Genomic DNA, 13,073 nt, shown 5'->3' with positions numbered 1-13,073 from the left:
GCACAAGATGGAAAGGATGCAGCGCTTTGTCAATTTCATCTTTTATCAAGTCTGGTGTCGTGCGCCGAAGGCCGGTCCTTATGACTTGAGACTGTTTGATGCCAATCCGGCACTTAAGGAGGTGATGACGGCCTTCGCCTATGACCACACCAAAGCCGGGGATCACTTTTCAACTCTTGTCCAAGCTATTTATAAAAGCTTTGCGCAATTGACCCGTTGTGAAATCGCTCAGTTCAAACGCTGGCACCAAGCCAATAACAACATTCAATTAGTCTGTGCCAACAATTCGACCGCTCATATTGTTCGCTATGCGGATCTGCCTGCTGCCAAAAAGGTCCTTTGCGATCAGCTCGCAGCGTTCTTTAAGGGTCTTTACTCACAGTCCTTGCTCGATTTGGCCGCATTGAAAGAAAAGATCGGCGACATCGACGATCACTACAAATCGTTCGTCAAGGTCAACAATAGAGGCAAGTGCCCGTTCTGCGGCATCAGTGACATGCTTGGTCCGTATCACACCAAGCGAGAGGCCTACGATCACTATCTCCCCAAGGCTCTATACCCCTTCAATTCGATCAACTTCAAAAATCTTGTCCCTGCCTGCCACCAGTGCAACAGCAGCTACAAGACCAGTAAAGATCCGGCACATCCGTTGAAAGATCCGGCAGGTGCGGTGCGGCGTAGGAAGATCTTCTATCCTTACCGAGCGAACGCGCAAGATATCGAGATTTCGGTAAGCGTCGCGAAGAAGGACGTCGACACACTCGTCCCTGACGACATCAGCTTTGACTTTGGCCCTGCCGATTTGGCGGAAGAGCTTGCCACGTGGTGCGATGTATATGGAATTGAGGAGCGCTACAGAGCGAAGCTCCTCGGGGAGAACGACGGCAAATATTGGGTTATGCAGGCACTTGAGGAGTGGTCGAGCGACGGAAAGACTACCGCGGAGCTCTTGGCAGTACTCGCTCGTCAAACCGAGAAAAGGCCCTTTGCCGAGTGCAATTTCCTCAAGAGCGCGTATCTACAGGGCTGCCACAAAGTTGGCATTCTTTGAGTCCCTGTTCAATCGTCGTTGACGATCTGAGCTCAAGCCTTGCCTCTGCGTGGTTGTGCGATGATCTCCAAGTTGATATCCGGTGTTTCGCGACCAGAGCAAAAGTTACTTGCTAAAAGGGCGACATACTTCATCTTTGCATGGACGTTTCCGCATAAAAAAGCCCCGTGCTAAGCGGGGCTTTTCCAGGCTTCTATTAGCTCGCGAATTCTCTTTTGAGGAAGGCTTATGTTTTTCGGAAATCTACTGAGCGCCTCGTCCATCACACCTCTATCAAGGCAGCCGACAAATCTACCAGGGCTGCCATGGACTATCTGACAGAGCGCCTTTGCCGTGTATTCAACGAAAAGCTGATTGCATCCAAGATAAGAGTCGTGGTCCAAGAACGGATGTTTGTCCTTCGACAACTCGATGCACTCGAAAGCCAGATCATCTTTCGCGATCTGCAACTCTGTCATCTTTGAATTGATCAAGAAGCACCTAAGAACGGGCTCTATAAGCGCAGCGACAAAAAACTTGTTTTTTTGCTTCACGCATGTCGCACAATAAAGCTTGAAGACCTGCCCTGGCTTCAATTCCATTCAGTACACGCCTTCTCGCTTTAATTTGCGGTGCCTGGATTAGGATCACTTAAGTGCGCCAACAGCGGCTTAGGATTGGCGAACGTCGCCGCAATTGCAGCTATGCTCATTGCCGGAGCCTTCCCTGGATGCATGCCACGTACTTTTTCCCAAGCGGCATCATGTGCATCCTTGACAACCACGTCCTTGCCGTTGCGCTTCATGTGGTCGAGCGCCCAGTCCAAACATTCAATGTCAGATCGACTCAGCTCGTCATAGTCAACGGCCATCCGCACCCGTAACGCATGATCAGCGCCGCAGGCAAATACCTCCATCGCTTGCTCACGTCCAGGAACGGCTAACTGTTCGCCACGGGCAGCTTTCACTAAGTTGTACGAGCCCTTGGGTACCGGCCCCTCCGGCATAGCAACATATGCATCGCCCGCAATAAACCTGCCGTACCGCTCCAAATGCATGCGGTCGGCCAGATACATCATCTTCATAACCGGATAGAGCGTGGTTTTCGCTCGGTCGGCCAGATAAGCAATAGCGGCAATCGCCTTCTCTGGTTCAAATGTCTTAGGAGCCAGTTCGATAGCCATGTGACAACCTCCTGAGCCGCGCACTCCTGCACTGCAACTCACCAAGCAACCTTGCCAACCGAAGAACAAGGCAAGTTGCTGCTTTCTGTCAGGCGTCGAGACGGCACGGGGCTACGTCAAGCCTTGACAACACTATGATATCAGGTTTACCGCTTAAACTTTTAGGGGTGATTCACTGTTCACGATTCTCAGGAGGGAAGGTCATTGCCTCATGAAATCAGCCAGTTACGCCACCAGAAAGGCGGGCGCCCTCACAAATCTGTTTCGCAATGCGACGCCATCGGCCGTCAAGAACGGTAGCCGGTTCGGCCGTGAATCCATCCCTGGCAAAGGCCATGCGTGGAATCAGTCAAGCTACACCCTGCAACTGTTGAGGGAATAAATTGCCCCGCGGGCGGACGCCACTATAAAAGTTCGCTGTGGAGCTTGTGTCCTTCGATTTGCTGGGCGGCTTGGGGCGAACGTCGTGTCGTTGAGAGGTTCTTGGATGGTGTTTTCATTGCTTTTGGTACCTGCTGCCCGCAGACAAGGCAAAGTCACCCATAGAGGACCGCCGAGTGGCCCGCCGACGGCGAATGGACCCTTAAACCAAAGGGAAATATCGCTCGCGCGAGGCTCTGTTGCCACCTGACAGTCCTGAGGTCCCGATGAAGGATCTTCAATTCATTGTTTTATCGAATTTTTCGGCAAAAATTCGAACGGCATAGTTTGTTGTGGGGTTAAACACCAAAGTTTGTACAACCTGCACAAACTATGGGCTTGGTAATAGCGGGCTGCACGTGTGCCACTGCTGCCGGGGCATCGAGCACCGCGCGGGTGAGCTGGCGAAAGATCGCGCCCAACGCATCCATGCCGGGGTTGCCGGCTTTGGAAAGCATGCGATGCAGGCTCTTGGATGGTGTGCCGGTGGCTTTGGAAAGGCCCTCGAAGCCCATCAGGCCGTGCGTCAGGTCGCGCATCAGAAGGCGGGCCGCTTCCGTCTCGCCGTTGAGCAGCATGGAGGTGGCCTCGTCCAGCAGCGCGCGCGCAAATGCCGGGTCGTTTTGGATGCGGTTCGCGATGGTCTCGCGGTAGTCGACGGTCAGTGCCATGGCATTACGCCTCGCTGGCTGTGGATCCTGGTAAGTGTTTCATCGTGAGGTGGCTCGATCATTCAGTGCTTCCTCGGGGCATCACCCGTTCTCGCTTTTGCTGCAACCGGCACTTTGGCGCCGGCGTTTTTCTTGCGCATCTTGTATTCGGCTACCAACTTGCGCGCCTGGGCAATGGCTTGCTGCTGGTCGCCTTTGTCACTGCCACCAAGCAAGAGAATCAACTCGTCACCGTCCTGATGCACATAGATACGCAGGCCCGGGCCCCAATCGAGACGCCATTCGGCCAGGCCAGCACCCAGGCTCTTGAGGCCTGACGTATTGCCAGTGGCCAGGCGGGCGCTGATGGCCGCCACTTTTGCGGCGGCAACAGCGCCGAGGGCATTGAAGAATGTCCGGTAATGGTTGTGACCGCTCTGGTCGATGTAGTCCCTGACCGCCGCCATGAGGCACCTCTATTCTATGCCAGCATGGTAACTAATAGGTTACCATCAATCGAGGCGCGATCGATCCACTTTCCGGGTGCGAGGGGCTTCTACTGCCCCACCAACCCCAACCGCACCAGGCTCTCCGCCGTCGCCACAATCGCCTCCTCCTGGCTGCGCGGCGCCCACTGGAGCAGGCGGATGGCCTTCTGGCTGGTGGCGTTCATGGTCACGCCCAGCAAGGGAACGATGCCGCGCATGATCGGGTCGCGCAGGGCGCCCAGGCGGATGACCCAGTTCGGCAGCACCCGGGTGGAGACCTTGCCGGCGGCGGCGCCCATGCGCCGGCGCAGCACCTTGGCCACGTCGACCATCCACATGCTCTCGCCGCCGGTGGCGAGGAAGCGCTCGCCCCTGGCGGCGGGGTGGGCCATGGCGAGCAGGTGCAGGTCGGCGACGTCGCGGGCGTCGACGAAGCCGCAGTTGATCTTCGCCGTGGCGAACTGGCCGTCGAGCAGGTTCTTGATCAGGCGGATCGAGTGCGAGTAATCGGCGCCGAGCACCGGGCCGAGCACGCCCACCGGATTCACCGCGGACAGTTCCAGCCCGCGCCCTTCCTTGGCGATGAAGTCCCAGGCGGCGCGCTCGGCCAGCGTCTTCGACTTCTGGTAAAGCCACACCTCGCCCGACAGGTCGCTCCAATCCGATTCGTCGAACGGCCGCTTCATATCTTTGTGTCCCGCGCAGATCGCGCCGAAGGCCGAGGTCAGCACCACGCGCTTCACTCCGGCGTCCCTTGCGGCGCGCAGCACGCGCAGGTTGCCGTCGACGGCGGGCCGCACCCAGTCGTCTTCATGGCGCTGCTCGCCCGAGGGCGTGGGCGAGGCGCCGTGCAGCACGTAGCGGCAGCCGGCCGCGGCGGCGGCCCAGCCCGCGTCGTCGACCAGGTCGGCGCGCACGAACGACAGCCGCTCGCCCGGCTCGGCGCCGCCCACCTTGAGCTGCGCCCGCACCTCCGCCTCGCGTGCCAGCGAGCGCACCGTGGTGCGCACCCGGTAGCCCTGGCGCAGCAGGGCGAGCATGCAGTGCTGCGCGATGAAGCCGGTGCCGCCGGTGACCAATACCGTTTCGTTGTTCATCTCGAATCCTGGGGAATGGCGTTGCCTGGGCGGATAAGCCTAGGCGCGCCCCGCCGCACTTTGAATGCTTGAAAGTGCGAGTTTCTGTCGCGACAGTACGGACATGAGCACCGACCCCTTCTCCGAGATCCTCAAGTTCACCAGCGCCGAATCGCTGCTGACCGGCGGCTTCACCGCCGGCGGCGCCTGGGCCATCCGCTTTCCGGCGCCGGAGAAGATCAAGTTCTTCGCCGTGGTGCGCGGCCATGGCTGGGTGCTGATCGACGGCGAGCCGGCGCCGCTGCGCTTCGACACGGGCGACGTCGGGCTGATTGCGGCGCCGCGCTCCTTCGTGCTGGCCAGCGAACCCGGCGTGGAGCCCATCGATGCGATGGCCGTGTTTGCCGGCACCAACGGCACCGCGCAGTTGGGCGACGGCCGCGACTTCGCGCATATCGGCGGCCATGTGCTGCTCGACCCGGCCAGCGGCAAGCTGCTGGCGGACGTGCTGCCGCCTTGGATCCACGTGCCGGCATCGTCGCCGCATGCCAGCAACTTCCGCTGGCTGCTCGACCAGCTGATGGAAGAACGCGCGCTCGACCAGCCGGGCACGCAGCTGGTGTCGAAGCATCTGGCGCAGTTGCTCTTCATCCAGATATTGCGGGCGCATCTGAAGACATCGCGCCCCATGCCGGCAGGCTGGCTGCGTGCGCTGGGCGATCCACGCATCGCCCCGGCCGTGCGCCTGATGCACGGCGAACCCGCGCGCGACTGGCACCTGGACGAGCTGGCCGCGGCCTGCGCCATGTCGCGCACCAGCTTCGCGCTGCATTTCCGCACGGTGGCCGGCATCACCCCGCTGGCCTATCTGGCCGAATGGCGGATGCGCCTGGCCGAGCGCAGCCTGCGCGAGCACAGCACGCCGGTAGCGGGCATCGCCCGGGCGCTGGGCTATACCTCCGAAAGCGCTTTCAGCAGCGCCTTCAAACGCATGACCGGGCAATCGCCCAAGGCATACCGCAGTGCAGCGCGAACCGTCGGCTGAGCCGGCATAGGCAGCGCTGTCGTGATCGCGCCGTCCTGTATGACAGCGCTGCTCGGCATCTTCTGTGCCAACGGAGCGACAGCGTGCCGACAGCCAGGCCTCATTTTTCACAAATGAAGATGTGCGTGCGCTCACAAAACTGCCCTACTATCACGCGATGCCGACCTCGCCTTCACCACTCGCCAACGAACCCGAACCGCGCCGCGGCAGCCTCGCCTGCGTCGGCCTGGGGATGACCCTCGGGTCGCACCTCACGCCGCTCGCGCGCAGCCATATCCAGCAGGCCGACGTGGTGTTCGCCGGGCTTTCCGACGGCGTGGTGGAGCTGTGGCTGCAGCGCATGCACTCGGACGTGCGCAGCCTTCAGCCGTACTACCGCGAAGGCAAGTCGCGCATGAAGACCTATCGCGAATGGGTCGAGCTGATGATGACCGAGGTGCGCGCCGGCAAGCGGGTATGCGGCGTGTTCTACGGGCATCCGGGCATCTTCGCGTGGTCGCCGCACAAGGTGATCGAAACGGCGCGCGCGGAAGGCTTCCAGGCGCATATGGAGCCGGGCATTTCCGCCGAGGATTGCCTCTACGCGGACTTAGGCATCGACCCCGGCCGCTACGGCTGCCAGCATTTCGAAGCCAGCCAGCTGCTGTTCTACGAGCGCCGCATCGACAACGCCGGTTATCTGGTGCTGTGGCAGGTGGGCCTGGTCGGCGACCGCTCGCTCGGCCGCTTCGCCACCGGCCCGAAGTACCGCGAGCTGCTGGTGGAACTGCTCCACCGCGACTACCCGCTCGACCACGAAGTCATCATCTATCGCGGCGCGACGCTGCCGATCGAGAAGCCGCGCATCCGCCGCGTGACCCTGGGCGAGCTGCCGCAGGTGTCCGTCACCTCCGAGGAGACGGTGGTGCTGCCGCCGGCACGGGCCTTGCAACTCAACCTGGCCATGCGGGAACGACTGGAAGCCTTGGACAAGGAGAGCGCGCTGGCATGATGCCGGCACGGCGCGCGCTTATGCTTTTGGGGGCACATCGCCCCGCGTGATCCGGCGGTACGCCGCGCTTCGGGGCGCGGCGAACGGCCAGGAAACCGACCGGTGCATCCATCGCGCCGGCGTGCGACACCAAGCAGCCGCACCATAACGAACGTAAACAGGGGACTGAGGGGAGAACCATGATGGACACCATCGATTTGCTCGAGGCCATTGGCAGCGATGCGTCGTTGCGCCACCTGCCGGGCGACGAACTGGCGAAACAGCTGGAAGCGCAGGCTTCCGAGGCGCTGAAGACGGCCGCCAGCACCGGCGACAGCGCGCCGCTGATCGTCGAACTCGGCGCGCAGAAATCCGAACCGCCGCAGGTCACGCAGGCTCCGGGCACCGAGGAGGAAGACCTCCCCGAGGATCTGCCGAAGCCGCTGTCTCCCGAAGAAGAAGAATAAGCACGGCGCCCGCGTCGGAATCGACGCCGCCATGGCCCGGCTGCCAGACCGCCTGAAGACCTGGACCGCGCTCGCGGTCCTGGCCTTGGGCGCGCTTGCGCAGCCCGGCCATGCCGACGTGCCCGTCGCCATCGCGGCCGAACCCGCCGCGGCGTCCACCATCGGCGACGCCACGGCCTTCCTCGACCAGGCCGAGAACCTGCAGCGCAAGGACCACCCGCGCTTCGTGCAGATGCTGGCGCGCCTGCACCGCGAGGCCCCGCCGCTGACGCCGCGCGATGCCTGGCGCCTGCGCTATCTCGATGCGTGGGAAGTGATGTTCCAGGGCAACTACGCCAAGTCGGAACAGGAACTGCACGACATCATCGAGCACGCGGGCGACGACGCGATCCGCCTGCGCGCTTCCTCGCTGCTGCTGATGAACCTGGGCTGGAACCAGCGCTACGAAGAGGCCTTCACCCTGGCCAACCGGCTGGCTTCCGAGCTGCCGGCGATCAAGGACCCGATGACCCGGTTCCTGGTGCTGATGAATCTCTCGCAGATGCTCGACCTGGCCGGCCAGACCGACCTGGCGATCAAGTACGCGCGGATGATGGACGAAGCCATCCCGTCCGGCGAGAACCGCTGCCTGCCGCTCAACCTGCTGGTGGCCGCGCTGTATAACGGCAAGCGCCTGCATTCGGCCAGCCCCGAGGTGCAGGCCGGCATCGACGCCTGCACCGACGCGCAGCAGCCGGTGGCGACCAACAGCATCCGCCTGGTGCTGGGCAGCCTGTTTATCGACGAGAAGCAGCCGGCCAAGGCCATGGCCCTGCTCGACCATGTCGCGCCCACCATCGAACTCAATCGCTTCTATCCGCACATGCTGTCCGCGCAGGCCGAGCGCGCGCAGGCGCAGGCCATGCTGGGCAACGACGGCGAAGCGCGCAAAGCCGGCCTCGCCGCCATCGCCATGGCGCACCAGGGCGAGATCAGCGAATGGCTGATGGTGGCCTATCAAGTGTTGTACGAAGTGGAGAAGCGCCAGGGCCACGCGGCCGCCGCGCTGGCCTACCACGAACAGTATTCGGCGCAGGACAAGGGCTATCTCAACGACGTCAGCGCGCGCACGCTGGCCTACGAGATGGCCCAGCAGCACCTGCACGTGCAGCGGCTGGAAACCGAGTCGCTGGCCAAGCAGAACAGCATCCTGCGCCTGCAGCAGGCCTTGAACACCAAGGCGGTGGAGACCAGCCGCCTGTACATCGCCATGCTGCTGCTCCTGCTGGTGTCGATCGTGTTCTGGCTGTTCCGCATCAAGCGCTCGCAGCTGCGCTTCAAGAAACTCTCCTGCGTGGATGGCCTCACCGGCATCCTCAACCACCAGACCTTCATCGCCGACGCCGACCGCGCGTTGCACTTGCTGGACAAGAAGCACGGCACGGCCTGCCTGATGTTCATCGACCTCGATCACTTCAAGCAGATCAACGACACGCACGGCCACGCGGTGGGCGACGACATGCTCAAGCACGTCGTCTCGCTGTGCCAGCCGCTGCTGCGTTCCTCGGACCTGTTCGGCCGCCTCGGCGGCGAGGAGTTCGGCATCCTGCTGCTGGACTGCGGCCGCGAGCAGGGCCTGATGCTGGCCGAACGCGTGCGCCGCACGATCGAGGCCACGCCGGCGGGCGCCGGCGACCAGGTGGTGGCGCTGTCCGCCAGCATCGGCATGGCGGTGACTACCACTTCCGGCTATGCGATGCAGCCGCTGTGCCGCGATGCGGACGCAGCGCTGTACCGCGCCAAGCGCAGTGGCCGCAATCGCGTCGTGGCCGACGGCGACGCCGCGCCCGACGCCAGGGTCGCCTGACCGCCGAAGTTAATTTAGATCGATCTTTCCAGGGTATTTTTGCTGACCTTTATGTCGCGCGTGTGACGCGCGAAGCCGTCGGCGCATGTTTCATTTAGACGTCTGGACGCGTCAGCTTGGTGTGGGTTTTTCATCCGGGCGCCACGGAATTTTCACGCATGCTCTCTAGTTTGGCCGGCTTCCCTTCGGCCACCTCCCGTGGCCGGGCTTTATCCCCACTCCGGAGTTGTACTGCATGCGTTCGACCAAACACCACCTGCTGGCGCGCGCGATCGCGGCGGCCATCGTCACCGCTGGCTTTGCCACCGTGGCTTGCGCCGGCGACGCACCCGCCGCCCCGCAGGACAGCACCACTGCCCCTGCCGCCGCCACCACGCTGGGCAAGATCACCGTGGCCGCCAACCGCTACGACGCCAGCCAGCTGCAGATGGATGCGGTGAACACGGTCAACGTGCTGTCGGCGGATGACCTGAAGTACACCGCCGTGCACAACGTGGCCGAGGCGCTGGGCCTGCTGCCCGGCGTCAACGTGTTCAATACCGGGCAGTCGTACTTCGGCGGCATCGACGGCGCCTCGCGCGGCGAAGGCATGTTCACCTCGGTGCGCGGCCTCAATGCCGAGTACAACGTCAACCTGATCAACGGCGTGAACGTGGCCCAGGGCATGGCCTACAGCCGCGGCGTGCAGCTCAGCCTGTTGCCGCCCTCGGGCCTGCAGACCATCGTATTGAACAAGACCTCCACCGCCGATATGGACGGCGACGCGATCGGCGGCACCATCGATTTCCGCACGCCCACCGCCTTCGATTTCAGCGCACCGACCAGCGGCAGCGTCACCGCCAGCGGCCGCATGGAAAGCCGCGCCCGCGACTACGGCGACAACGGCCTGGGCGGCGGCCTGGCCGGCGAGTTCCAGAGCAAGTTCGGGCAAGAAAAGCAGTTCGGCATCTATGCCAGCGCCTATTACGACAAGCGCAACTACGTGAACAGCGAAGCGGCCGCCGCTTCGTCCGCCTTGAACGACGGTTCCTGGGAATTCGCGCGCACCACCGCCAAGGGCGACAACGCGCCGGGCTTCGACCCCGTGCGCAACCTGCTCAGCACCGGCATGAACATCGGCACCTCCTCCGGCCATACCAAGCGCTACGGCGGCAACGTGTCGCTGGACTGGAAGGTGGACGACACGCTCACCGCCTACGCGCGCGCCACCTACGGCTATGCGCAGACCGAGCAGGACACCACGTATCTGCAGATCATCCCCGCCAATGTCAGCTATGCGCCGATCGGCACTACCGGCCTGTATCAGCCGGTGATCGGCCGCATCGCCACCCGCTTCTGGTACGAGACCAACCCGGAGAAGGCGGACCTCGCCACCTTCCAGGTCGGCGGCGACAAGACCCTCGGCGGCTGGACCCTGTCGCCCAGCCTGTTCTACAGCTTCGGCGACAACGACCGCCCGGACCACGTGGAGATCTCCGCGCGCAACGACCAGTACAGCTCCGCCAACTTCCCCTATGGCGCGGGCACGGTGATGAGCTACGGCGCCGACCACCTGCCCTACCCCATGCTGACGCCGGCCATGAATGCGCAGCTCAACAGCGTGGCCACCCTGTATGCGCGCCGCTCGGGCCAGTTGACCAAGTCCTACAGCGGCCAGGAGAAGGGCGGCGCGAAGTTCGACGCGCGCTACGACTTCGAAGACGGCGCGCTGCGCAGCCTGCAGTTCGGCGTGAAGTACAGCGACGCCCACCGCGAGTTCACCAACCGCGACTGGACCACCGCCAAGTACACCGACGGCCGCAGCTTCGGCTCGCTCGGCCTGATCGACGGCGGCTATTCGTCGGTATTCCCCGGCGTGTACGGCTATGACGTGCCCACCATCGACCAGGCCGCGCTCAAGCGCCTGATCGCCGCGAACGTGACCGACGCCAACCTCGACACCTGCAGCAACCTGTACATCAACAACTGGAACTGCAACACCCAGCGCGCGCGCGAAACGGTGAGCGCCGCCTACGCCATGGCCAGCTTCAAGTGGGGCGACCTGGAAGTGATCCCCGGCCTGCGCTTCGAGCATACCGACATCCGCAACACCTTCTGGAGCACGCCGCGCGACGCCGGCACCGAGCAGCCGGGCCACTTCGCGCGCAACTTCACCCACTACGACGAGCCGCTGCCGAGCCTGTTCGTCAACTACCGCGACGGCGACAACGCGGTGTACCGCGGCTCGATCTGGACCAGCTATACGCGTCCGGCCTTCGTCCAGCTGGGCGGCGGCTCGCAGGTGAGCGTGTCGGCCGACGGCCTGACCACGATTACCGAGGGCAACCCGAACCTGAAGCCGATCAAGTCGCTGAACTTCGACCTCTCCGGCGAATGGGGCAATCAGCACGGCGGCCATGCGATGGCTGCGCTGTTCTACAAGAGCCTGTCCAACTACATCTACGAATCGGGCAGCAATCCGGTGAATGCGGGCACCACCGACGCCGGCTCGATCCAGTACGTGCGTCCGCAGAACGGCGGCGACGGCAAGGTCTATGGCGTGGAAACGGCGCTGCGGCAGAAGTTCCAGGACATGCCGGCGCCGTTCGATGGTTTCGGTGTGGGCTTCAATGCCACGCGGCAGTGGACGTCGGTGGATCTGGGCCTGGATGGTTTCCACCACCAGCGCATCCAGAACGCGCCGGAGCTCATGGCGAATGCGGAGCTGTTCTACGAGAAGAACGGGTTCTCGGTGAATCTGAGCTATCACTACGCCGGTTCGTACGTGTCGACCTACGATTACTTCGGCCAGAACCAGCCTTGGGACAATCTGTGGATCCGCCCGGTGGCGCGCGTCGACCTGCATGCCGGCTACGCGTTTGCGCATGGCTTCCAGGTGGATCTGTCGATTTCGAACCTCACCAGGAACTACACGTACTGGTCGCACGTGGGCCGCAACAGCCTGGCGATTTCCGATGTGGTGGATTCGGGTATGACTACTCTGCTGACGGCGAAGTATTCGTTCTGATACTTCGCGTAATTAAGAATCGCCCTACAGACAGCCTTGGGTTGCTCTGCTAGCGTGATTCTCGTTGCCCGCGCTGTGGTTTCGATGCGCGGCGCGGGCAACCATGGCAGCAATGTCGTGAGAGCGCGGGCCAAGGGTGCGACCAACACCCCTGACCCGCTGACCATCACCAACTAAGCAGGAGTTGATCATGGCTGTGCCAGATCATACGTCACTCGTACGCTCACCGATCCCCCGGGCGACACATCCGCCGACTAATCGGGCTGTCCGCCGTCATCGCGGACACGGTTGAAGAGCCGCGGCCTAAGAGTTTTCGCAGGTAATGATTCCTAGCCGTGAAACCCGGCGCGTTGCCTCGTGCAACGGCGAAAGCACCTGAAGCCGCCATCCATTTCATCAATCAAGCCGCCCGGCGCCTGTGTTCCAGGTGGTCGGTCAGCCTCGAGTCCGTATGGTCGCGGCACGCCGTGCTGTCCGGCGGCGTGCCGTTCTCGGGGCGAGGGCGGCGCATGGCAAGGAGTTGCTTATGGATATCTTTGGCGAAGCGTGGATCACACGCCACGTGGACTATTTTTCGGATCCGGAGGCGGGGCCGGATGCGTTGTTGAACGATGCGACCGAGTGGCTGCACTACGCGCACAATGCGATTCGACTGCTGGCTGAATTGGGTGACGGACACGGCAGTATGAATACACCGCGCCTGCGGGTCATGTTGGAAAGCATCGCGGCGTTTATCGAAATGGGAACGCGCTGCGCGACGCAGGCGCATTTGCGCATGCAGCTATTTCAGGTGCGAAGTGAAGAGTGCTCGATCACCGACGACGAGCGCGACGCTTCCTAGAACATACCTAGCCACACCCTCTCAATCCCCCTCTCCCCTCCGGGGAGAGG

12 protein-coding genes are annotated in these 13,073 nt (G+C 62.6%); 7 read left to right on the top strand and 5 right to left on the bottom strand.

Features of this window, described 5'->3' with window-relative positions:
- Positions 1-16 precede the first annotated feature (16 nt).
- A complete protein-coding gene (locus ISN75_RS22805; RefSeq protein ID WP_423385109.1) occupies positions 17-1,051 on the top strand; it encodes an HNH endonuclease in 1,035 nt (344 codons plus the stop codon).
- Positions 1,052-1,221: 170 nt separating this feature from the next.
- On the opposite strand, the gene ISN75_RS22800 is transcribed toward ISN75_RS22805, so the two are convergent.
- The 5 genes from ISN75_RS22800 to ISN75_RS22780 all read right to left on the bottom strand — a co-directional run bounded on the left by ISN75_RS22800 (position 1,222) and on the right by ISN75_RS22780 (position 4,868).
- A complete protein-coding gene (locus ISN75_RS22800) occupies positions 1,222-1,632 on the bottom strand; it encodes a hypothetical protein (RefSeq protein ID WP_343820360.1) in 411 nt (136 codons plus the stop codon).
- A gap of 20 nt (positions 1,633-1,652) precedes the next feature.
- Positions 1,653-2,213, bottom strand: coding sequence for a Panacea domain-containing protein (locus ISN75_RS22795; protein WP_343820361.1), 561 nt, complete (start codon positions 2,211-2,213; stop codon positions 1,653-1,655).
- A gap of 719 nt (positions 2,214-2,932) precedes the next feature.
- Entirely contained in the window at positions 2,933-3,304 is a 372-nt protein-coding gene (locus ISN75_RS22790; RefSeq protein ID WP_343820363.1) for a transcriptional regulator, read from the bottom strand.
- A gap of 62 nt (positions 3,305-3,366) precedes the next feature.
- Positions 3,367-3,750, bottom strand: coding sequence for a type II toxin-antitoxin system RelE/ParE family toxin (locus ISN75_RS22785; RefSeq protein ID WP_343820365.1), 384 nt, complete (start codon positions 3,748-3,750; stop codon positions 3,367-3,369).
- An 89-nt stretch (positions 3,751-3,839) separates the two neighbouring features.
- On the bottom strand, positions 3,840-4,868 hold the full coding sequence (locus ISN75_RS22780; protein ID WP_343820367.1) for an aldehyde reductase: 1,029 nt from the start codon (positions 4,866-4,868) through the stop codon (positions 3,840-3,842).
- A 103-nt stretch (positions 4,869-4,971) separates the two neighbouring features.
- Between ISN75_RS22780 and ISN75_RS22775 the strand changes: the two genes are divergently transcribed.
- The 6 genes from ISN75_RS22775 to ISN75_RS22750 all read left to right on the top strand — a co-directional run bounded on the left by ISN75_RS22775 (position 4,972) and on the right by ISN75_RS22750 (position 13,023).
- Positions 4,972-5,892 (top strand): AraC family transcriptional regulator, encoded by a 921-nt coding sequence (locus tag ISN75_RS22775; RefSeq protein WP_208399622.1) that lies wholly within the window; start codon positions 4,972-4,974, stop codon positions 5,890-5,892.
- Between the two features lie 157 nt (positions 5,893-6,049).
- Positions 6,050-6,883, top strand: coding sequence for an SAM-dependent methyltransferase (locus tag ISN75_RS22770; RefSeq protein ID WP_168648887.1), 834 nt, complete (start codon positions 6,050-6,052; stop codon positions 6,881-6,883).
- A gap of 179 nt (positions 6,884-7,062) precedes the next feature.
- Complete coding sequence (locus tag ISN75_RS22765; protein ID WP_167252800.1) at positions 7,063-7,329, top strand: hypothetical protein; 267 nt, start codon at positions 7,063-7,065, stop codon at positions 7,327-7,329.
- A gap of 31 nt (positions 7,330-7,360) precedes the next feature.
- A complete protein-coding gene (locus tag ISN75_RS22760; protein ID WP_343820370.1) occupies positions 7,361-9,175 on the top strand; it encodes a GGDEF domain-containing protein in 1,815 nt (604 codons plus the stop codon).
- A gap of 235 nt (positions 9,176-9,410) precedes the next feature.
- Positions 9,411-12,182, top strand: coding sequence for a TonB-dependent receptor (locus ISN75_RS22755; protein WP_343820372.1), 2,772 nt, complete (start codon positions 9,411-9,413; stop codon positions 12,180-12,182).
- A 526-nt stretch (positions 12,183-12,708) separates the two neighbouring features.
- Positions 12,709-13,023, top strand: coding sequence for a hypothetical protein (locus tag ISN75_RS22750; protein WP_343820374.1), 315 nt, complete (start codon positions 12,709-12,711; stop codon positions 13,021-13,023).
- Positions 13,024-13,073: the final 50 nt, after the last annotated feature.

Source organism: Dyella marensis (assembly GCF_049532885.1).
Lineage (GTDB): Bacteria > Pseudomonadota > Gammaproteobacteria > Xanthomonadales > Rhodanobacteraceae > Dyella_D > Dyella_D marensis.
This window is presented reverse-complemented; position numbering and strand designations above follow the sequence as displayed.

Bases quoted from the DNA above. Each gene is read 5' to 3' on its own strand.
- ISN75_RS22790 (WP_343820363.1), bottom strand. From the start codon at position 3,304: ATGGCACTGACCGTCGACTACCGCGAGACCATCGCGAACCGCATCCAA.
- ISN75_RS22755 (WP_343820372.1), top strand. From the start codon at position 9,411: ATGCGTTCGACCAAACACCACCTGCTGGCGCGCGCGATCGCGGCGGCC.
- ISN75_RS22770 (WP_168648887.1), top strand. From the start codon at position 6,050: ATGCCGACCTCGCCTTCACCACTCGCCAACGAACCCGAACCGCGCCGC.
- ISN75_RS22750 (WP_343820374.1), top strand. From the start codon at position 12,709: ATGGATATCTTTGGCGAAGCGTGGATCACACGCCACGTGGACTATTTT.
- ISN75_RS22775 (WP_208399622.1), top strand. From the start codon at position 4,972: ATGAGCACCGACCCCTTCTCCGAGATCCTCAAGTTCACCAGCGCCGAA.
- ISN75_RS22800 (WP_343820360.1), bottom strand. From the start codon at position 1,632: ATGGAATTGAAGCCAGGGCAGGTCTTCAAGCTTTATTGTGCGACATGC.
- ISN75_RS22780 (WP_343820367.1), bottom strand. From the start codon at position 4,868: ATGAACAACGAAACGGTATTGGTCACCGGCGGCACCGGCTTCATCGCG.
- ISN75_RS22760 (WP_343820370.1), top strand. From the start codon at position 7,361: ATGGCCCGGCTGCCAGACCGCCTGAAGACCTGGACCGCGCTCGCGGTC.
- ISN75_RS22805 (WP_423385109.1), top strand. From the start codon at position 17: ATGCAGCGCTTTGTCAATTTCATCTTTTATCAAGTCTGGTGTCGTGCG.
- ISN75_RS22795 (WP_343820361.1), bottom strand. From the start codon at position 2,213: ATGGCTATCGAACTGGCTCCTAAGACATTTGAACCAGAGAAGGCGATT.
- ISN75_RS22785 (WP_343820365.1), bottom strand. From the start codon at position 3,750: ATGGCGGCGGTCAGGGACTACATCGACCAGAGCGGTCACAACCATTAC.
- ISN75_RS22765 (WP_167252800.1), top strand. From the start codon at position 7,063: ATGATGGACACCATCGATTTGCTCGAGGCCATTGGCAGCGATGCGTCG.